A 19,340-nucleotide genomic window follows, 5' to 3' on the forward strand; every position below is an offset into this window, starting at 1 on the left:
TTATCGGGCCTCGACGGCGGGCGTCACGGCGGCGGGCAGCGAGTCCGAGCTGAGCAGCTCGGCCTCGATCGCGTCCTGCAGGCGGGTTTCCAGTGCCGGCGAACCGATCTGCTGGATGACCTCGGTGAGGAATCCGCGCACCACGAGGCGGCGCGCTTCTTCTTCGGTGATGCCGCGGGACTGCAGGTAGAAGAGCTGCTCGTCGTCGAAACGTCCGGTGGCACTCGCGTGGCCGGCTCCGACGATGTCGCCGGTTTCGATTTCGAGGTTCGGGATCGAGTCGGCCCTGGTGCCCTCGGACAGCACCAGGTTGCGGTTCTGCTCGTAGCTGTCGGTGCCGGCGGCCTTGTTGCCGATCAGCACGTCGCCGATCCAGACCGTGCGGGCATCCTGTCCCTGCAGCGCACCCTTGTAGGTGACGCGGCTGCGGCTGTGCGGGGCGTCGTGGAAGACGTAGACCTGCTGCTCGAGATGCTGGCCGGCGTCGGCGAAGTACAGGCCGAGCAGCAGCGTGTCCGAGCCCGATCCGGCGAGGCGCACCGAGGGGTTGACGCGCACGATGCTGCCGCCGAGCGAGACGACGACGTGCTTCAGGCGCGCGTCTTTACCGACGGATGCGAAGTGGTTCGTGAGGTGCACCGCGCCGGAGTTCCATTCCTGAACGCTGACGACGGTGAGGTTGCTCGATTCACCGAGGATGATCTCGACGTTCTCGCTCAACCGGGCGTCGCCGTTGTTCTGCAGAATGACCGTGGCCTGGCTGAACGGCTTGGCCTCGATGATGACGTGGGCCGCGCGGGCGCCGGTTCCGAGTTCGGCACGGGTGACCGTGATCTCCTTGGCCTCTTCACCGCTCACCGTGATGGCGAGGGCCTTCTCGAAGGTGCTCCAGGCGTTGGCCGCGGCGCGTTCTTCGGGAGTGCCGGCCGTGCCGATGCGGGCATCGGTGCGGTCAACCCAGTCGACGGTCACGCCATCGACGGGTTCTGAGCTGATCGGGTAGACAGCGCCGTCGAGTTCGCCGGCCGTGAGGTCGGTGAACTTGGCGACGGGGGAAAGTTTCCAGACGGCTTCACGACCGGTGACAGCGTCGAAATCGGCGACGTTGACGCTCTTGAACCGGTCGGAACGAGTCTGTACCGGCACGTAGCCGAACCGTCCGTCGGTGTGCGCCTTGTTGCCGTGCTGGGTTGTGGATTCCGGGAGTGTGGAGCCGCCGGGAGTGGGGGTGGTTTTGAGTGCGGGGGCGACGGACATTTAGCCGACGGATCCTTCCATGCCCATTTCAATGAGCTTGTTGAGTTCAAGGGCGTACTCCATCGGGAGCTCCCGGGCGATGGGCTCGATGAACCCGCGCACGATCATGGCCATGGCCTCGTCTTCGGGCATGCCACGGCTCATCAGGTAGAAGAGCTGCTCTTCGCTGACGCGCGAGACGGTCGCCTCGTGGCCGAGCTGCACGTCGTCGACACGGATGTCGATCGACGGGTAGGTGTCAGACCGGGACTGCGTGTCGACCAGCAGCGCGTCGCACCGCACGGTGTTCGCGGAGTGGTGAGCGGATGCATCCACTCGCACCTCACCGCGATAGCCGCTTCGTCCGCCACCGCGAGCGATGGACTTGGAGACGATCGACGACTGGGTGTACGGGGCCATGTGGATCATCTTGGCGCCGGCGTCCTGGTGCTGGCCGGGGCCGGCGAAGGCCACGGAGAGCGTCTCACCCTTGGCGTGCTCGCCCATCAGGTAGATGGACGGGTACTTCATGGTGACCTTGGAGCCGATGTTGCCGTCGATCCATTCCATGGTCGCGCCTTCGCCCGCCGTGGCGCGCTTGGTGACCAGGTTGTAGACGTTGTTCGACCAGTTCTGGATGGTCGTGTAGCGAACGCGGGCGTTCTTCTTCACGACGATCTCGACGACCGCGGAGTGCAGCGAGTCGGACTTGTAGATCGGGGCGGTGCAGCCCTCGATGTAGTGCACGTAGCTGCCCTCGTCGGCAATGATCAGCGTGCGCTCGAACTGGCCCATGTTCTCGGTGTTGATGCGGAAGTAGGCCTGGAGGGGAATCTCGACGTGCACGCCGGGGGGCACGTAGACGAAGGAGCCACCGGACCAGACGGCCGTGTTGAGCGCGGCGAACTTGTTGTCGCCGGAGGGGATGATGGTGCCGAAGTACTCCTCGAAGAACTCCGGGTGCTCCTTGAGCGCCGTGTCGGTGTCCATGAAGATGACGCCCTGAGCTTCGAGCTCTTCGTTGATCTGGTGGTAGACGACTTCGGACTCATACTGGGCCGCGACACCGGAAACGAGGCGCTGGCGCTCCGCTTCGGGGATGCCGAGCTTCTCGTAGGTGTTCTTGATGTCGTCGGGCAGGTCTTCCCAGGTCTGGGCCTGCTTCTCCGTGGAGCGCACGAAGTACTTGATGTTGTCGAAGTCGATCTCGCTGAGGTCGGCGCCCCAGGTCGGCATGGGCTTGCGCTCGAACAGCGCCAGCGCCTTCAAACGGCGCTGCAGCATCCAGTCCGGTTCGTTCTTCAGGTTGGAAATGTCGGTGACGACCTCCGGAGAAATGCCCCGGCGCGCTGAGGCGCCGGCCTTGTCCGAGTCGGCCCATCCGAATTCATATGTACCCAGGCCCTCAAGATCGGGGCGGTCAAGCAGAACATCCGACATACTTACCTCTTCTCCTATCCGAAACAACCCGGATATCAGTCCGGTCATTCCCTGGGGCTGTCCCTTGACGGGAAACACCATGGAATGGATTGTGTGGACGGCTACAGTGCGTATCTAGCTACGCGGCGTACCTAGACTATTCATGGGCTCGTGCAACTGCGACGCAGTCTCAGCTCCGCGAATCCACCAGCGTGATTTCCGCTGAACGGCTCAATTCTACAGGTTGATGCCTGAGGCTGGTGTTCTTACCGGGGTATTAACATGCGCAGTGCCTAAAACAGTGCCTTACACAGTGCCTTACACACAGAGCAGAAGTGGTGAACCGGATGTCCCGATGGATTCCAACCCGAATCGACGGCAAGATACGCTCCTTCGCGTGGCTCTCGCTGATCAGTGAGATCACGATCATCGGCACCGGCGGCGCCGTACGCCTGACCGGCTCGGGGCTCGGCTGCTCCACCTGGCCGGCCTGCGTGCCCGGTTCGCTGACACCGACCGCGGAGATGGGCATCCACGGGGTGATCGAATTCGCCAACCGCCTGATGACCGGGGTCATCGGCATCATCGCCATCATCATGCTGCTGCTGCTCTGGAACCTGCGCCGTCAGCGCCGCGACCTCTTCGTGCTGGCCCTGGTTCTGGTCGGCGGGATTCTCGCCCAGGCGGTCGTCGGCGGAATCACCGTGTGGACCGGGCTGAACCCCTTCATTGTCGGGTTCCACTACGTCGCCTCGCTCCTGATGGTCTGCGTCGCCGCGGTGCTCGTCTACCGCGTCTACTCCCCTGTCGGTACCCGCACTCGCATCGTGCCCGCCGCCTTCGCCGGCCTGACCCACGCCACGAGCTTCTTCGTGGCGGTCACGATCGCCTTCGGCGTGCTCACCACGGCATCCGGTCCGCACTCCGGTGACCTCGACGCCGCCCGCAGCGGCTTCAACGTCGAGCTGCTCGAACACCTGCACGCCTGGCCCGCCTACGTCATGCTGGCGCTCACGATCGTGCTGCTCGCGGCATCCGTCGCCCGCCGGCTGCCCATCGCGTCATGGTTCGCCGCGCTGCTGTTGGTCGAGGGCATCCAGATCTTCGTGGGCCTGGTCCAGGCGAACTTCGGCCTGCCGCCGCTGCTGGTGGGCATCCACATGGTGCTCGCGAGCATCCTGGCGGCGGTCATGACCGTGGTTATTCTCAGTCTCAAAAAGGTGACGGATGCCCCGGCGACCGCACCAGAGGCATCCGCCGCCGAACCGGCCCTCAGCAACCGCTAGCGCGTTCCGCACAGAGGAAAACCCCCGCGTCAGAGGACGCGGGGGTTTTTTATGCTTGACCGGCGGCTATTCCGCCGGGTCGGTGATGAAACCCTCGTCGACCATCCAGGCGTAGGCCACATCGGCGGGTTCTTCGCCGTCGACGTCGACCTCGCGGTTCATGCCGCGCAGCACCTCGTCGGTGAGTTTGGGTGAGATCTGGGCGAAGATCTCTTCGAGGCCCGGGTAAGCGTCGATCGTCTCGGTGAAGAAGACCGGGGCCACGTTGTAGGCCGGGAAGAACGACAGGTCGTCGGTCAGTACCGTGAGGTCGAGGGCGTCGATGCGACCGTCGGTCGTGAAGACCTCGCCGAAGTTGCAGGCTCCGTCGTCGGTCGCGCTGTAGATGGCGCCGGTGTCGTAGATGCCCACGTTGCCGTCCGGCACACTGTCGGCGGCGCCGCGTTCCATGCCGTAGTGGGCGAGCATCGGGTTCAGGCCGTCGGGGCGCGAGTTGAACTCGGACTCCACGCAGAAGGTGCGGGCCTCGACCGGCAGCGCGGCGAGTTCGGACATGGTCGAAATGCCGCCGAGTTCGGCGACGGCCTCGGTGCGTACGGCCATGGCGTAGGTGTTGTTCATGGGAGCCGGCTCGCCCCAGGTGACGCCGTTCTCGATGTCGACGTCGTAGACGGCCTGCCACATCTCGTTCTGGTCGGTGATCGCCTCGGCCTGCCCGAGGTAGGTCAGCCAGGCGGTGCCGGTGTATTCCCAGAGCACGTCGGCCTGGCCCGAGAGCAGCAGTTCGCGGGCCGGCTGGCTGCCGGGCACGTTGCTGAGGTCGGTCACGTCGAAGCCGGCGGCGGTTCCGGCGATGACCGCGATCTTGCCGAGCAGCAGCTGTTCGGTGAAGTTCTTCGAGGTGATCGTCAGGTCGACGCCCTCGGCGCCGTCGAGCGGGGTGATCGAGCCGGGGCCCACCGGGGGAACGTACGACGTGACGGGCTGCAGCCCGCAGCCGGTCAGGGCAACCGCCGAGAGCGCGAGCGCACCGGCGATCAGGCCGCGGCGGCGCATCCGGACGGAGGTGATGCGAGCGGTGGAGCGGTACATCTAGAGTCCCTTCGGGCGGGCGACGTGTTCGACGACACGGCCGACCCAGTCGATGAGCAGGGCCAGCAGAGCCACGAGCAGGGCTCCGGTGACGAGCACCGTGGTCAGTGAGAGGTTGACGCCGGTGGTGATGAGGATGCCGAGGCCGCCACCGTTGATGAAGGTCGCGAGGGCCGCGGTGCCGACCAGCAATACGAGGGCGGTGCGCACTCCGGAAAGCATGACCGGCACGGCGAGGGGCAGCTCGACCCTGAAGAGCACCGCGGTGGCGCTCATGCCCATACCGCGTCCGGCTTCGACGAGTCGGGCATCGACCTGGTCGAGCCCGATCATCGTGTTGCGCAGCACCGGCAGCACGGCGTAGAGCACGAGGCTCAGCGTCGCGGCCCAGAAGCTGAACCCGACCCACAAGGCCAACAGCACGACGACGCCAACCGCCGGAGCGGCCTGACCGATGTTCGCGATGGCGAGCACCGGAGCCGTCAGAAACCGCAGCGGCTTGCGCGTCAGGGCGATTCCGAGGGGGATGGCGATGACGAGCACGATGACGGCCGCCAACAGGGTGAGCTGCAGGTGTTCCAGCGTGTACACCCACAGTGCCGCGGGCGCCAGTGTTCGAAGTTCGATCGCAGAAAGGTCTGCCGTCAGCAGCCATACCAGGAGCGCCAGACCCGCGAGAATGATGCCGGCGAGCTGGTACACCAGACCCCGCCAGGACGCCCACACGGTACGGGCACGGCTGACGGTAGCGGCGGCGGCGATCGGCAGACCGGCGGCGGAGTCGCCGCCGGCTATTCCGGCTTCAGCCTTCAGGGAGCCGGTGCTCACTGCGCGGCCCGCGCGTCCGCGCCGCTGCCGTCCGCCTCGATCGGTTGGGCGCTGCTTGATTGGGCACTGCTTGATTGGGCACTGCTTGATTCGGCACCGATCAGTTCCGCTTCGGCGGCTTCCGCGGCTGACGCCTGCGCCTGGAACATGCCCGTGTTCAAACCGACGGGTGCCTTGTCCGACTCGAGAACCGCAGCGGTCTGCGAGCGGGTGATGGCGTCCATCACGGTGCGTACGTCGATGACGCCCTTGAACATGTCACGGCGGCCGGTGACCAGTGCGGCCCCGGCGCTCGAGACCAGCATCGTGTCCAGTGCGTCGTTCAGGGTGGCGCGGATGCCGACAACCGGCAGCTTCGGGTCCGGAACGGCGCTGATCAGATCGAGGCGCCCGAGTTTGCGCCGCGACAGCCACTGGATCGGACGGTGACGGTCGTCGACGATCACCGCGTGTCCGTGGCCGGCTTCGGCGACGCGGGCCAGAACATCCGCTGCCCGTTCGCCGGGATTACCGATGACGGCGTCGGCGAGACCGACCTCTTCGACCCGCGTCAGGGTGAGCTGCTTGAGGCCGGCGCCGGAGCCGATGAAGTTTTCGACGAACTCGTTGGCCGGGTCGCCGAGGATACGCTCGGGGGTGTCGTACTGTTCGAGCTGGGCGCCCTCGTTGAAGATGGCGATCCAGTCGCCGAGCTTGACGGCCTCGTCGAAGTCGTGGGTGACGCAGACGATGGTCTTCTGCAGCTCATCCTGGATGTTGAGCAGTTCGTCCTGCAGGCGCAGGCGGGTGATCGGGTCGACGGCGCCGAAGGGCTCGTCCATGAGCAGCACGGGCGGGTCGGCCGCGAGAGCACGCGCAACGCCGACTCGCTGCTGCTGGCCGCCCGAGAGCTCCTTGGGGTAGCGATCACGGTAGAGGGCCGGGTCGAGGGAGACGAGCTCGAGCAGTTCGTCGACGCGGGCCGCGATGCGGGCCTTGTCCCAGCCGAGCATTTTCGGCACGATGCCGATGTTCGTGGCGACGGTCATGTGCGGAAACAGGCCGCCGGCCTGGATCACGTAGCCGATGCCGCGCCGCAGGGTGTCGCCGTTCATCTCGGTGACGTCGTCGCCATCGACGACGATGCGGCCCTCGGTCGGCTCGATGAGTCGGTTGATCATCTTGAGGGTCGTGGTCTTGCCGCAGCCCGAGGGGCCGACGAACATGACGATCTTGCCGGCCGGGATCTCCATGGTGAGACCGTCGACGGCGGGGTGGACCTGGCCGGGAAAGCGCTTGGTGACATGGTCGAGCAGGATGCTCGCACCGGTGATTCCGGTGGATGCGGCGCTGGGCGCGGGGCTGGTGGATGCGTTGCGTTCAGACACGGATACCTCGGGGAATGGTCAGGCGGCCGAGGCCGACGAGAAGAAGATCAAGAATGAGGGCGAGGACGATGACGCCGATGACGCCCGTCAGTACGGACTCGAGCGAGTTGGCGCCGCCGCTGCGGGACAGCCCGGAGAAGATGAAGCCGCCCAGGCCCGGGCCGAGGGAGTACGCGGCGACCGCGGCGATTCCCATCACCATCTGAGCGGATACGCGGACACCCGTCAGAATGATCGGCCAGGCCATCGGCAGCTCCACCTGCAGCAGGGTGCGGAACCGGCTCATGCCGATGCCACGCGCCGACTCGACGATCGACGGCGCGATACCGGACAGCCCGACGACGGCGTTGCGCAGAATCGGCAGTGCCGCGAAGAAGGCCACCACGATGACGGCCGGTGTGACGCCGAAACCGAGCGGTGCGATGAGCAGACCAATCAGGGCGAAGGCCGGGATGGTCAGGCCGATGGCCGACACCGAGTTCACGACCGAGGTTAGGCCCTTACTGCGGTAGACGAGGGACGCGATGATCACGGCGATCACTGTCGCCAAGATCAGGCATTGCACCACGAGGCTGAAATGCTGCCAGCCACTGAACAGGATCTGCTCATACCGATCCCCTAGAAAATCCCACACATTAAAACCTCTTCGCCGTAGTTCACACACCGATTCACCGCCACCGGCAGCGGCGCAACTGGAGGCGCCGGTGCCGAACTGGATGGGGACGCGGGCTGAGAGCCGTAGGCGAGGGTGAGGGACTAGTCTCGCACGGCTACCCCCGTATGGGCGTAGCGAGACGTTACGGTTCCATCACGCGTGGCATCTCAGTGACGGGGCGCGGTATGACGAGGGCGTGACGGGGGCATGAAGGGGCGTGACTGGCTAGCTGCTGGGCGTGGTGGCGCGGTGTTTTTGTGGTGCGCGCCAGCTGTCGGTGGGGTCGAGCCAGTGTGGGGCTTTGACTTGGGGTCGGCCGTTGATCATGCGGATGCGCCAGCCGCCGATGTTGTCCAGGCTTTGGTGATGCCACCAGCAGACGGCGCAGCCATTGGAGATGACAGTGTCTCCACCTTCGCTGTAGGGCACGACATGGTTGAGTTCGCAGTAGTACGCGGGCACGGTGCAGCCGAGAATGACGCAGCCTCCATCGCGGGCGGTGATGGCGCGGCGCTGCAGGTGGTCGAAGAGTCGTTTGCGGCGGTTCTGCACGCTGCCGACCTGCACGATGCGCCCGTTTGTGTCAAAGACGACGGGTTCCACGCTGCTGACCTTCATCAGGTCGGTGACGGTTTTCAACGAGAGAGGGGCGTCGAGGCCGTCGATCCAGCCGACGCCGCGGCCGGCTTCGAGGTCGGCGGCGTTGACGTGCACCATCACGGTCGGCGCCGCACCGCCGATACTCGGAGCGCCGGGGTCGCGGGCTCCAGCCACAAACAGCGCCCGCACGATGTCGGCTCGCTTCTCACCGGCGGGGCGGGTGTCGACGCAGACGATCTGTCGGGCCTCCTCGTCGCTGCCCTCGCCCTCAGCACCCTCAGCACCATCAGCACCCTCAGCACCATCGGTGCTGTCGGTGCTCTCGGTGCTGTCGGTGCTGTCGGTGGGGGTGAAGGTGGGACTGCTGGTGGCGAAGTGCGCGGCCCAGAACTTCTCCATGATGCCGCGGTCCAGCGGAGTCATACCACCGATCAACGGGTAGAGACCATCGCGCAACAGACCGAACCCGATACTGCTCTTGGCCTCCCGGGCACGGTCGGTCGGAGCGATACCGTTGGGGTCGAGCCGGGCCTGCCAGGCCGCCACCAACACGCGGAGGTTGTCCGGCGGCAACGCCAGCCCCGGGCACGGGTCACCGTCAGAATCGAGCATCTGCGCACCGGTCGCGACAGTGACCAACGCCTGCTCGGCGGCCTCCAACTTGCTCTGCTCGGCCCGGCGAGAGACCACGTCCAGGCCTTTCACGATCACCTCGGCCGCATCCACCCCGATCGCACCCGCAGCCAACGCCGCCCCCACCACCGGATACAGCGCCGGCAACGACGCCCCGACCCCCGCGCGCACCCGAGTGAACGCACCCAACGCCAGACGCCGCTTGGCCTCCCGCACCGACACCCGCGTGACCGCCGTGATCACGTCGACCGTGTTGCGACAGCCGAGCTTTTTGATCAGACTGCCCGACCCGAAGTCAATGGCCGCCCGCCCCGCCACATCATGCGCGGAGATCACCCGGGCGGCATCCACCAGCCGGCCCAGGCCCTCCAACCCACCCAACACCCCGACCGCGGCCATGTCCGAGGGTCGTGAGAGGGTGAGCCCAGCAAGGACTTCGGCGAGACGCTCCTGAATCTCAGCGAGCGCCTCAACCGCTTCGTGGTCGGAATCTGTGTCCGACGGGAGTGTCAATGACATATTCTCAGTATCGCGGGTCTAGAATTCAACTTCAAGACTATATATGAGTGATTGTCAGAATAATCAGAGATAATTCTCCCCTCGACACGCGCACGAACATCCCGGGTTGCCAGCGGGACCCGGGCCCGCCGTCGGCACGCTGTCGGCCCGATAACGGCCCATCGAAGACCCCCAGAGTGCCCCAGAGTGCCCTGGGAACAGAACGTCAGGACCGGTGTGAGACGGGTACGTGAGAAGGGTGCGTGAGAAGGGTGCGTTAAAAGGGAAGGAGGGGGTCCACGCCGACGGCCACGAAGAGCAGCGTGAGGTACGCGATCGAGCCGTGGAAGACCCGCATCGGTGAGACGTGCTCGTGGCGGATGGCGAGGTTGTAGAGGCGGTGGGTCTCGTAGATGAACCAGCCACCGGTCACGAGGGCGATGCCGGTATAGAGCAGGCCCATGTCCGCGACGGGAATCAGCAGCAGGGAGCAGGCGACGGTGGCCCAGGCGTACAGGATGACCTGCAGGCCGACCTGCGCGCGACCGCGCACCACGGAGAGCATCGGCACGCCGGCGGCGCGGTAGTCCTCGCGGTACTTCATCGACAGCGGCCAGTAGTGCGGCGGCGTCCACAGGAAGATGATCAGAAAGAGGATGAACGGCGGCCACGACAGGTCACCGGTGACGGCGGCCCAGCCGATGAGCACGGGCATGCAGCCGGCGATACCGCCCCAGACGATGTTCTGCGCGGTGCGGCGCTTGAGGACGATCGTGTAGAAGACGACGTAGAGCAGGATGGCTGCGAACGAGAGAGCGGCAGCGAGCCAGTTGGTGAAGATCCACAGCCAGGCGATGGATGCCGCGCCCAATACCCACGCAAACACGAGCGCCTGCCGGTCGGTCAGCTCGCCCGTGACGAGGGGGCGCCGCTTGGTGCGGTTCATGACCCGGTCGATGTCTCGGTCGATGTAGCAGTTGAATGCACCGGCGGAACCGGCGCTGAGCGATCCACCGATCAGGGTCGCAACCATCAGCCAGAGGCTCGGAAGCCCACGTTCCGCCAAAATCATGGTCGGAGCGGTCACGACCAGCAGCAGCTCCACGACCCGTGGCTTGGTCAGTGCGACATACGCCATGACCGTGCGACGGAAACTACGGGTGCCGCTCACAGCGGTCTTCTCTAAAGCGACGTCCATTGCTCCTCTAACCGGTGCAGTCTGAAACACCTCGCAAGTCTTTTAATTCTAGGCCATCCCGGTGCAGGCCCCGTTCATGTCACGTTAGGCCCCATGACGTAACAAAGAGGGGCAGGGTCCGGCGGCCGTCCGTATACTTAATGTGCTGGCCAATCGCGGTTGTCGCTCGTGGGCAACCCCAGGGTCCCCATCCCGACATCGCGAGTCAACCGGCGCGACAACGCATTCTTCTGTGCGGTCGCTCAGATACTTGGACAGGTTCCCTGTCCACTTCGCCTTGAGAAGGGTCAATACACGTGGCAGCAATGCAGTGGGATTCCATCGACAATCTAGCGGTCAACACCGCCCGAGTTCTCGCGGCCGATGCCGTGGAGAAGGTTGGAAATGGGCATCCCGGCACAGCCATGAGCCTCGCTCCCGCCGCGTACCTGCTCTTCCAGAAGGTCATGCGCCGCGACCCGGCCGACAACGAGTGGATCGGTCGCGACCGTTTCATCCTGTCGGTCGGCCACAGCTCGCTCACTCAGTACGTTCAGCTCTACATGGGCGGCTACGGCCTCGAACTCGAGGACCTGAAGGCTCTGCGCACCTGGGGTTCCAAGACCCCGGGGCACCCGGAGTACGGCCACACCGACGGTGTCGAGATCACCACCGGTCCCCTCGGCCAGGGCCTGTCCTCGGCCGTGGGCTTCGCGTACGCTTCGCGTTTCGAGCGCGGCCTGTTCGACCCGGATGCCGCCACCGGCGCCAGCCCGTTCGATCACTTCGTGTACGTCATCGCCGGCGACGGCGACCTGCAGGAGGGCATCACGAGCGAGGCCTCCTCGCTCGCCGGCCACCAGCAGCTCGGCAACCTGATTGCGATCTACGACAGCAACCAGATCTCCATCGAAGACGACACCAACATCGCCTTCACCGAAGACGTCGCCGCCCGCTACGCCGCCTACAACTGGCACGTGCAGACCGTCGACTGGAAGAAGACCGGCGACTACGTCGAAGACGTCGCCGAACTGAACGCCGCCATCACGGCCGCGCAGGGCGTCACCGACCAGCCCTCGCTGATCATCCTCAAGACGATCATCGGGTGGCCGGCGCCGAAGAAGCAGAACACCGGCAAGATCCACGGATCCGCGCTCGGTGCCGAAGAACTCGCCGGCGTCAAGACCGTGCTCGGCTTCGACCCGGAGAAGAGCTTCGACGTGGCCCCCGAGGTCATCGAGCACACCCGTCTGGCGCTCACCCGCGGCGCCGCCGCCCACGCCGAGTGGAACGTGGGCTTCGACGCCTGGGCCCTCGCCAACCCCGAGCGCAAGGTTCTGCTCGACCGCGTACTCGCCGGCGACCTGCCCGACGGCGTCGACGAGGCCCTGCCCGTCTTCCCCGCCGGTACCGCCGTCTCCACCCGCGCCGCGTCCGGCAAGGTGCTCACCGCCCTCGGTGAGGTCATCCCCGAACTCTGGGGCGGTTCGGCCGACTTGGCCGAGTCGAACAACACCACCATCGGCGGTGCGGCCTCGTTCATCCCGAGCGAGCACTCCACCGGCGCCTGGACCGGCAACGAGTACGGACGTGTGCTGCACTTCGGCATCCGCGAACACGCCATGGCGGCGATCCTCAACGGAATCGTGCTGCACGGCAACACCCGCCCCTTCGGCGGCACGTTCCTCATCTTCAGTGACTACATGCGCCCGGCGGTTCGTCTCGCCGCGCTCATGAAGGCGCCGTCGATCTTCGTCTGGACCCACGACTCCGTCGCCCTCGGCGAAGACGGCCCCACTCACCAGCCGATCGAACAGCTCGCGACCCTGCGCGCCATTCCCGGACTCGACGTGGTGCGCCCCGGCGACGCCACCGAGGTCGGCGTCGCCTGGCGCACCATGCTCGAGCGTCGCAACGGTCCGGCCGGCATCGCCCTGACCCGTCAGAACATCCCGGTGTTCGCTCGTGGCGAGGGTGCAGCCAGCGGCGACACCTTCGCATCCGCTGACCTGGCCAAGCACGGCGCGTACGTTCTCGCCGAGGCCTTCACCGGCACCCCCGACGTGATTCTCATCGGCACCGGCAGCGAGGTGCAGCTTGCCGTCGACGCCCGCGAAGCGCTCAAGGCCGACGGAATCCACGCCCGCGTGGTCTCGGCTCCCTGCCTCGAATGGTTTGACGAGCAGACCGCGGAGTACCGCGAATCTGTTCTGCCGGCCGCCATCACGGCCCGCGTCTCGGTCGAAGCCGGCATCGCCCTCACCTGGCGCGGCATCGTGGGCGACCGCGGCCGCAGCGTCTCGATCGAGCACTTCGGTGCCTCGGCCGACTACCAGACCCTGTTCCGCGAATTCGGCATCACGACGGAAGCCGTCGTCGCTGCCGCCAAAGCATCCATCGCTGCGCACTAGCGCCAACATAATTCAGGAGATCAAAAAAATGACTGAACAGACCACTCCCCTCGCCCAGCTCTCCGCCGCCGGCGTCAGCATCTGGCTCGACGACCTGTCGCGCGAGCGCATCGCCTCGAACGGGCTGCAGAAGCTCATCGAAAGCCACAACGTGGTCGGCGTGACCACCAACCCGACGATCTTCGCCGGCGCCCTCACCAAGGGTGAGGCCTACGCCGAGCAGGTGGCCACCCTCGCCGCCGCCGGCACGCCCGTCGCCAAGGCCGTCTTCGAGATCACGACGGATGACGTCACCGCCGCGAGCGATATCTTCCGCCCCGTCTACGACCGCACCCACGGCCAGGATGGCCGTGTCTCCATCGAGGTCGAGCCCGGCCTCGCCCACGACGCCGCCGGAACCGTCGTACAGGCCCAGGAACTGTGGGCCAAGGTCAACCGCCCGAACGCGATGATCAAGATCCCCGCGACCGTTGAAGGCCTCGACGCGATCACCGAGACCATCGCGCTCGGCATCAGCGTCAACGTCACCCTGATCTTCAGCCTCGAGCGTCACCGTCAGGTCATCAACGCCTACCTGTCCGGTCTCGAGAAGGCCAAGGCCGCCGGCATCGATCTCTCCACGATCCACTCCGTCGCCTCGTTCTTCGTTTCCCGCGTCGACACCGAGATCAACGCCCGCCTCGAGGCCATCGGCACCCCCGACGCCCTCGCCCTGAAGAGCAAGGCCGGCGTCGCCAACGCCCAGCTGGCCTACGAGGTCTTCGAGCAGGCATTCTCCAGTGAGCGTGCCCTCGGCCTGCTCGCCGCCGGCGGCACCAAGCAGCGCCCGCTCTGGGCCTCGACCGGCGTCAAGGACCCGAGCCTGCCCGACACCCTCTACGTGACCGAACTGGTCGCGCCCGAGGTCGTCAACACCATGCCGGAGAAGACGATGCAGGCCACCTTCGAGCACGGCGTGATTCCCGCCGACTCGGTCACTGGCTCCTACGCCGCGGCCAACGCCGTGCTCGACGCCCTCGCTGCGCAGGGCGTCTCCTACGACGACGTCACCCGCGTTCTCGAAGAGGAAGGCGTCGCCAAGTTCGTCATCTCCTGGAACGAACTGCTCGAAACCGTCGAGACGGCACTCAACGCCGCCAAGGTTCTGCGATGAGTTTTCGTATTTCGGTGAGCGGAGCGGCGGCCGACGCCGTTCGCTCCGCCGTACCGACGCTGGTCGACGACCTGGTCGCCTCCGGCATCACGGCGCTTGACCCGGCGCTGTGGGGCCCGGACGCGCAGTCAGAGGCCGCCGTGCGCCTGGGCTGGACGGAATCCGTCGCGATCTCCCGCCCGCTCGTCGCCGAGATCGTCGCCCTGCGCGACGACCTGCACGCACGCGGCGTGACCCACATCAACCTCGCCGGCATGGGCGGCTCCTCGCTCGCCCCCGAGGTCATCACCCGCACCGCGGGTGTCGAGCTGACCGTGCTCGACGCCACCGACCCCGGCCAGGTGCTCGCCGCCCTCGGCACCAACCTCGCCACCTCGGCGCTCGTCGTGTCGAGCAAGTCCGGTTCGACGGTCGAAACCGACAGCCAGCGTCGCGTCTTCGAACGCGCCTACCTGGCCGCCGGCATCGACCCGGCCGAGCGCATCATCGTGGTGACGGACCCCGGTTCGCCGCTCGAGGCATCCGCTACCGCCGCCGGCTACCGCGTCTTCACGGCCGACCCGAACGTGGGCGGGCGCTATTCGGCCCTCACCGCTTTCGGACTCGTGCCGTCGGGCCTGGCCGGCGTCGACATCGGCGCGCTGCTCGACGAGGCAGAGGCCGTTTCCCTGTCGCTCGCCGTGGACTCCCCCGAGAACCCCGGACTGGTGCTCGGCGCGGCGATCGCCGCGACCGTTCCGCGCCGCGACAAGCTCGCCATTCTCGCCGACGGAACCCACATCGTGGGCTTCGCCGACTGGGTCGAGCAGCTCATCGCGGAGTCGACCGGCAAGCTCGGCCGCGGCATCCTGCCGGTCGTCATCGAGGCGACCGCCCCGGAACTGACCGAGGCCCTGCCCGACGTGCAGCTCGTGCGCGTGGTAGCGGATGCCGGCACCGAAATTCTGCTCGGCGACGACACCGATGAGATCCGCGTCAGTGGAACCCTTGGCGCGCAGTTCCTGGTCTGGGAATACGCGACCGTCGTCGCCGGCCGGTTGCTCGGCATCAACCCCTTCGACCAGCCCGACGTGGAATCGGCCAAGATCGCGACCCGCGGCCTGCTCGACTCCCGCCCGGCGCCCGAACCGGCCGCGTTCATCTCCGACGGCATCGAGGTGCGCGGCACTGCCCACGTCATCGGCGCCGCGAGCGACCTCGCCTCGGCGATCGACGCCCTGCTCGAGGAACTCGGCCCCGACGGCTACGTGGCCATTCAGGCCTACGTGAACCGCCTGGCACTGCCCGAACTGGCCGGCCTGCGCGACGGTGTCGCGACGCTCGCCAAGCGCCCCGTCACCTTCGGTTGGGGACCCCGGTTTCTGCACTCGACCGGTCAGTTCCACAAGGGCGGCCCGGCCACCGGCGTGTTCCTGCAGATCCTCGCCACTCCGGCCGAGGACCTCGATATTCCGGAACGCCCGTTCACCTTCGGCGAGCTCGTGCAGGCGCAGGCGAGCGGTGACGCGAGCGTTCTGGCGGCTGCCGGTCGCCCGGTGCTCACGCTGACGCTGACCGATCCGGCCGCGAACCTGGCGACCCTCTTCGCGGCACTCGCGTAGGCTCGCCCTGCATCACTAGATCCGGCACCACCGGACGGGGCCTTCGGGCCCCGTCCCGATCGATACCCCATACCTCCCCGAAGGAGCTGCATGTCACCGGTGGAAATCACCCCGGAGTTCAACCCGCTGCGTTCGCCCTCCGACTACCGCCTGAACAGAATCGCGGGGCCCAGCAGCCTCGTCATCTTCGGCGTCACCGGCGACCTCGCTCGGAAGAAACTCATGCCCGCGGTCTACGACCTCGCCAACCGCGGCCTGCTCCCCCCGGGCTTCGCCCTGGTCGGCTTCGCCCGCCGCGACTGGGACAACGAAGACTTCATGCAGGTCGTGCACGATGCGGTCAAGGAACACGCCCGCACCGACTTTCATGAGGATGTCTGGGCACAGCTGGCCGAGGGCATCCGCTTCGTCTCGGGAACTTTCGACGACGCGGCCGCGTTCGAACGCCTCAAGGACACGATCGAGGAACTCGACCGTGAACGCGGCACCATGGGAAACCATGCCTTCTACCTGTCGATCCCGCCGAAGGCCTTCCCGGAGGTCACCGAACAGCTGCGCCGTTCGGGCCTCGCGGAGCAAAAAGACGGCCAGTGGCGCCGCGTCGTCATCGAAAAGCCCTTCGGCAGCGACCTGAAGACCGCCCGTGAACTCAACGCGGTGGTTGAATCGGTCTTTCCGCCGGACTCCGTCTTTCGAATCGACCACTACCTGGGCAAGGAGACGGTGCAGAACATTCTCGCGCTGCGCTTCGCGAACCAGATGTTCGAACCGCTCTGGAACGCCAACCACGTCGAGCACGTGCAGATCACCATGGCCGAGGACATCGGAGTGGGCGGTCGCGCCGGATACTACGACGGCATCGGCGCCGCCCGCGACGTCATTCAGAACCACCTGCTGCAGTTGCTCGCGCTGACCGCGATGGAAGAACCGATCTCCTTCGACGCCGCCGATCTGCGCGCCGAGAAGGAGAAAGTTCTCGCCTCGGTGCGACTGCCCGATGACCTGGGTCTCGGCACCGCACGCGGCCAGTACACCGGCGGCTGGCAGGGCGGTGAGAAGGTCGACGGATTCCTCGAGGAAGACGGCATGAACCCGGACTCCGTCACCGAAACCTACGCGGCACTGCGCCTGACGATCGACACCCGCCGCTGGGCCGGAGTTCCCTTCTACTTGCGGGCCGGCAAACGACTCGGCCGCCGGGTCACGGAGATCGCCGTGGTCTTCAAGCGGGCCCCGCAATTTCTCTTCGCGCCCAGCCAGACGGCCGAGCTCGGCCACAATGCACTCGTCATCCGCGTGCAGCCCGACGAGGGCGTCACCATCCGCTTTGGTTCCAAGGTGCCCGGTGTGAACATGCAGGTGCGCGATGTGACCATGGACTTCGGGTACGGCCACGCCTTCACCGAAGCCAGCCCGGAGGCCTACGAGCGTCTGATTCTCGACGTACTGCTCGGCGACCCGCCGCTGTTCCCCCGCCATGAGGAGGTTGAACTGTCGTGGAAAATTCTCGACCCGATCGAGGAGTACTGGGCCACTCAGGGTCAGCCCGAACAGTACCGCCCGGGAACCTGGGGCCCCACCTCGGCCGACGAACTTCTGGCCCGCGACGGCCGAACCTGGAGACGACCATGATCGTTGATCTGCCCAACACCACCACCAGCAAGATCTCCAAGGCGCTGGTGCGCATTCGTGAGGAGGGCGGCGCGGTCGCGCTCGGACGCGTTCTCACGCTCATCATCTCGTCGACCCTCGGCCACGAAGAAGAAGCCATTGCCGCCGCGAACGATGCCTCTCGTGAGCACCCGATGCGGGTCATCGTGGTCTCCACGCAGGTTCCGAATGCGGGTGACCCCGAACCCGCCGCCCGGGTTGACGCCGAGATTCGGGTCGGCGGCGACGCCGGCGCGAGTGAGGTCATCGTGCTGCGCGTGTACGGCGAGGCCGCGAACGACCCGGAGAGCCTGGTCACCGGACTGTTGCTCTCCGACGCCCCCGTCGTGACGTGGTGGCCGGGTGAAGCGCCGGAGATTCCCTCCGAGACTCCCCTCGGCCGGCTCGCCAACCGCCGAATCACGGATGCCTCGGCGCAGCTGAGCCCTCAGGACGCGCTGTTCCACCTGTGCCACAGTTACCGTCCCGGTGACACGGACTTCGCGTGGACCCGCCTGACGCTGTGGCGTGGCCAACTCGCCGCCGTGCTCGATCAGCCGCCCTATGAGGCCGTCACGGCCGTACAGGTCACGGGGGCAGCGGCATCGCCGTCAACCACGATGCTCGCCGCGTGGCTGCAGATGCAGTTGGGGGTCACGGTCGAATACGAACTCACCTCGGGCCCGCTCGCCAACGGCGTGCACGGTGTGCACCTCACCCGCGCCTCCGGTGTCATTTCACTGGAGCGCGAGATTCCCGACGTGGCCACCCTCAGCCAGCCGGGCCAGCCCCTGCAGGATCTGACGCTCAAGCGTCGCAGCCTGCGCGACTGCCTGGCCGACGAACTGCGTCGGCTGGACCCCGACGAACTGTATGGTGAAGTCATTATGCGTGGTCTTCCGGGTTTGCACGCGAAGGCCGCCGCCGAGGCTGGGGAGAAATAGTGAGCAACGAACGGCGTGTACTGGTTCACCGCGACAAACAGGCGCTGGCCACGGCGGTTGCGGCACGGTTCATCACGAAGATGGTCGATATTCTCGACGAACAGGGCACGGCACACGTCGTTCTGACCGGTGGTTCCGTGGGCATCAACGTGCTCTCGGCCATCAACGAGTCGTCGGCCAGGGACACCATCGACTGGACCAGAGTGAACTTCTGGTGGGGCGATGAGCGTTGGCTGGCCCGGCACGATGCAGAACGCAACGAACTGCAGGCCAGGGTGGCGCTGCTCGATCACATCGATGTTCCCGAAGAGAACGTGCACCCGATGGGCGCCGCCGGCGAGGGTGTCGAGCTGGATGACGCCGCCGCGGGCTATGCGGCGGAACTCGGCGCGAACGCTCCGTTCGGGGCACTGATGCCGAGCTTCGACATTACCTTTCTGGGAGTCGGCCCTGACGGACACATCGCATCGCTGTTCCCGCACCGGTCCGCGATCAGGGAGCGCGAGGCGAGCGTGCTCTCCGTGCGCCGTTCCCCCAAGCCGCCGGCCGAGCGCATCACGCTGACCCGTCCGGTGCTCAACTCCTCCGAGCGGGTCTGGCTCGTGCTGGCCGGCTCGGACAAGGCATCCGCTTTGGGGCTGGCCCTGGCCGGTGCCAGCCGCGACGAGGTTCCGGTCGCCGGCATCAAGGGCCGACGTCGCACGGTCTTCTTCATCGACAAGGCCGCGGCCGCCGAGGTTCCCGAGAACCTCATCGCGCCGATCTACTGACGGGCAAGCTGACGGCCAAG

At 66.4% G+C, this 19,340-nt stretch carries 15 protein-coding genes; 7 read left to right on the plus strand and 8 right to left on the minus strand.

The window, feature by feature from the left end; translation table 11 throughout:
• Both sufD and sufB read right to left on the minus strand, forming a co-directional pair.
• Nucleotides 1–1,257, minus strand: coding sequence for a Fe-S cluster assembly protein SufD (gene sufD, locus E3T55_RS18410; RefSeq protein ID WP_134520996.1), 1,257 nt, complete (start codon nt 1,255–1,257; stop codon nt 1–3).
• Nucleotides 1,258–2,676, minus strand: coding sequence for a Fe-S cluster assembly protein SufB (gene sufB / locus E3T55_RS18415; RefSeq protein ID WP_134520997.1), 1,419 nt, complete (start codon nt 2,674–2,676; stop codon nt 1,258–1,260).
• Between the two features lie 326 nt (nt 2,677–3,002).
• Between sufB and E3T55_RS18420 the strand changes: the two genes are divergently transcribed.
• Complete coding sequence (locus tag E3T55_RS18420; protein ID WP_134520998.1) at nt 3,003–3,941, plus strand: COX15/CtaA family protein; 939 nt, start codon at nt 3,003–3,005, stop codon at nt 3,939–3,941.
• Between the two features lie 66 nt (nt 3,942–4,007).
• On the opposite strand, the gene E3T55_RS18425 is transcribed toward E3T55_RS18420, so the two are convergent.
• The 6 genes from E3T55_RS18425 to E3T55_RS18450 form a co-directional block, all read right to left on the minus strand.
• Complete coding sequence (locus tag E3T55_RS18425) at nt 4,008–5,033, minus strand: glycine betaine ABC transporter substrate-binding protein (RefSeq protein ID WP_241993144.1); 1,026 nt, start codon at nt 5,031–5,033, stop codon at nt 4,008–4,010.
• Complete coding sequence (locus tag E3T55_RS18430) at nt 5,034–5,795, minus strand: ABC transporter permease (RefSeq protein WP_420898019.1); 762 nt, start codon at nt 5,793–5,795, stop codon at nt 5,034–5,036.
• 62 nt (nt 5,796–5,857) lie between these two features.
• Nucleotides 5,858–7,228 carry an ATP-binding cassette domain-containing protein gene (locus E3T55_RS18435; protein WP_134520999.1) on the minus strand — a complete coding sequence of 457 codons (1,371 nt, stop codon included), beginning with the start codon at nt 7,226–7,228 and terminating at the stop codon, nt 5,858–5,860.
• Nucleotides 7,221–7,862, minus strand: coding sequence for an ABC transporter permease (locus E3T55_RS18440; protein WP_134521000.1), 642 nt, complete (start codon nt 7,860–7,862; stop codon nt 7,221–7,223). Before E3T55_RS18440 ends, E3T55_RS18435 begins: the two co-directional genes overlap by 8 nt.
• Before the next feature lie 246 nt (nt 7,863–8,108).
• The gene (locus E3T55_RS18445) at nt 8,109–9,635 is read right to left on the minus strand and encodes an HNH endonuclease signature motif containing protein (RefSeq protein ID WP_134521001.1); all 1,527 of its coding nucleotides are present in this window, start codon (nt 9,633–9,635) and stop codon (nt 8,109–8,111) included.
• Nucleotides 9,636–9,891: 256 nt separating this feature from the next.
• The gene (locus E3T55_RS18450; protein ID WP_134521002.1) at nt 9,892–10,812 is read right to left on the minus strand and encodes a heme o synthase; all 921 of its coding nucleotides are present in this window, start codon (nt 10,810–10,812) and stop codon (nt 9,892–9,894) included.
• A 296-nt stretch (nt 10,813–11,108) separates the two neighbouring features.
• On the opposite strand from E3T55_RS18450, the gene tkt reads away from it, so the two are divergent.
• The 6 genes from tkt (at nt 11,109) to pgl (ending at nt 19,320) form a co-directional block, all read left to right on the plus strand.
• Nucleotides 11,109–13,202: a transketolase gene (gene tkt, locus E3T55_RS18455; protein ID WP_134521003.1), complete on the plus strand. Its 2,094-nt coding sequence runs from the start codon at nt 11,109–11,111 to the stop codon at nt 13,200–13,202.
• A gap of 28 nt (nt 13,203–13,230) precedes the next feature.
• Nucleotides 13,231–14,355: a transaldolase gene (tal, locus tag E3T55_RS18460; protein ID WP_134521004.1), complete on the plus strand. Its 1,125-nt coding sequence runs from the start codon at nt 13,231–13,233 to the stop codon at nt 14,353–14,355.
• Entirely contained in the window at nt 14,352–15,956 is a 1,605-nt protein-coding gene (locus tag E3T55_RS18465) for a glucose-6-phosphate isomerase (RefSeq protein WP_134521005.1), read from the plus strand. The genes tal and E3T55_RS18465 overlap by 4 nt, the downstream gene beginning before the upstream one ends.
• 90 nt (nt 15,957–16,046) lie before the next feature.
• A complete protein-coding gene (gene zwf / locus E3T55_RS18470; protein ID WP_134521006.1) occupies nt 16,047–17,588 on the plus strand; it encodes a glucose-6-phosphate dehydrogenase in 1,542 nt (513 codons plus the stop codon).
• Nucleotides 17,585–18,550 (plus strand): glucose-6-phosphate dehydrogenase assembly protein OpcA, encoded by a 966-nt coding sequence (locus E3T55_RS18475; protein WP_134521007.1) that lies wholly within the window; start codon nt 17,585–17,587, stop codon nt 18,548–18,550. Before zwf ends, E3T55_RS18475 begins: the two co-directional genes overlap by 4 nt.
• Nucleotides 18,550–19,320 carry a 6-phosphogluconolactonase gene (pgl, locus tag E3T55_RS18480; RefSeq protein WP_134521008.1) on the plus strand — a complete coding sequence of 257 codons (771 nt, stop codon included), beginning with the start codon at nt 18,550–18,552 and terminating at the stop codon, nt 19,318–19,320. The genes E3T55_RS18475 and pgl overlap by 1 nt, the downstream gene beginning before the upstream one ends.
• Nucleotides 19,321–19,340 lie beyond the last annotated feature (20 nt).

Source organism: Cryobacterium frigoriphilum (assembly GCF_004403305.1).
In the GTDB taxonomy this organism is placed as follows: Bacteria; Actinomycetota; Actinomycetes; order Actinomycetales; family Microbacteriaceae; genus Cryobacterium; species Cryobacterium frigoriphilum.

Coding starts and splice junctions, on each gene's coding strand:
- sufD (WP_134520996.1), bottom strand. CDS start 1,257: ATGTCCGTCGCCCCCGCACTCAAAACCACCCCCACTCCCGGCGGCTCC.
- tal (WP_134521004.1), top strand. CDS start 13,231: ATGACTGAACAGACCACTCCCCTCGCCCAGCTCTCCGCCGCCGGCGTC.
- E3T55_RS18425 (WP_241993144.1), bottom strand. CDS start 5,033: ATGTACCGCTCCACCGCTCGCATCACCTCCGTCCGGATGCGCCGCCGC.
- E3T55_RS18465 (WP_134521005.1), top strand. CDS start 14,352: ATGAGTTTTCGTATTTCGGTGAGCGGAGCGGCGGCCGACGCCGTTCGC.
- sufB (WP_134520997.1), bottom strand. CDS start 2,676: ATGTCGGATGTTCTGCTTGACCGCCCCGATCTTGAGGGCCTGGGTACA.
- E3T55_RS18450 (WP_134521002.1), bottom strand. CDS start 10,812: ATGGACGTCGCTTTAGAGAAGACCGCTGTGAGCGGCACCCGTAGTTTC.
- zwf (WP_134521006.1), top strand. CDS start 16,047: ATGTCACCGGTGGAAATCACCCCGGAGTTCAACCCGCTGCGTTCGCCC.
- E3T55_RS18420 (WP_134520998.1), top strand. CDS start 3,003: ATGTCCCGATGGATTCCAACCCGAATCGACGGCAAGATACGCTCCTTC.
- E3T55_RS18475 (WP_134521007.1), top strand. CDS start 17,585: ATGATCGTTGATCTGCCCAACACCACCACCAGCAAGATCTCCAAGGCG.
- E3T55_RS18445 (WP_134521001.1), bottom strand. CDS start 9,635: ATGTCATTGACACTCCCGTCGGACACAGATTCCGACCACGAAGCGGTT.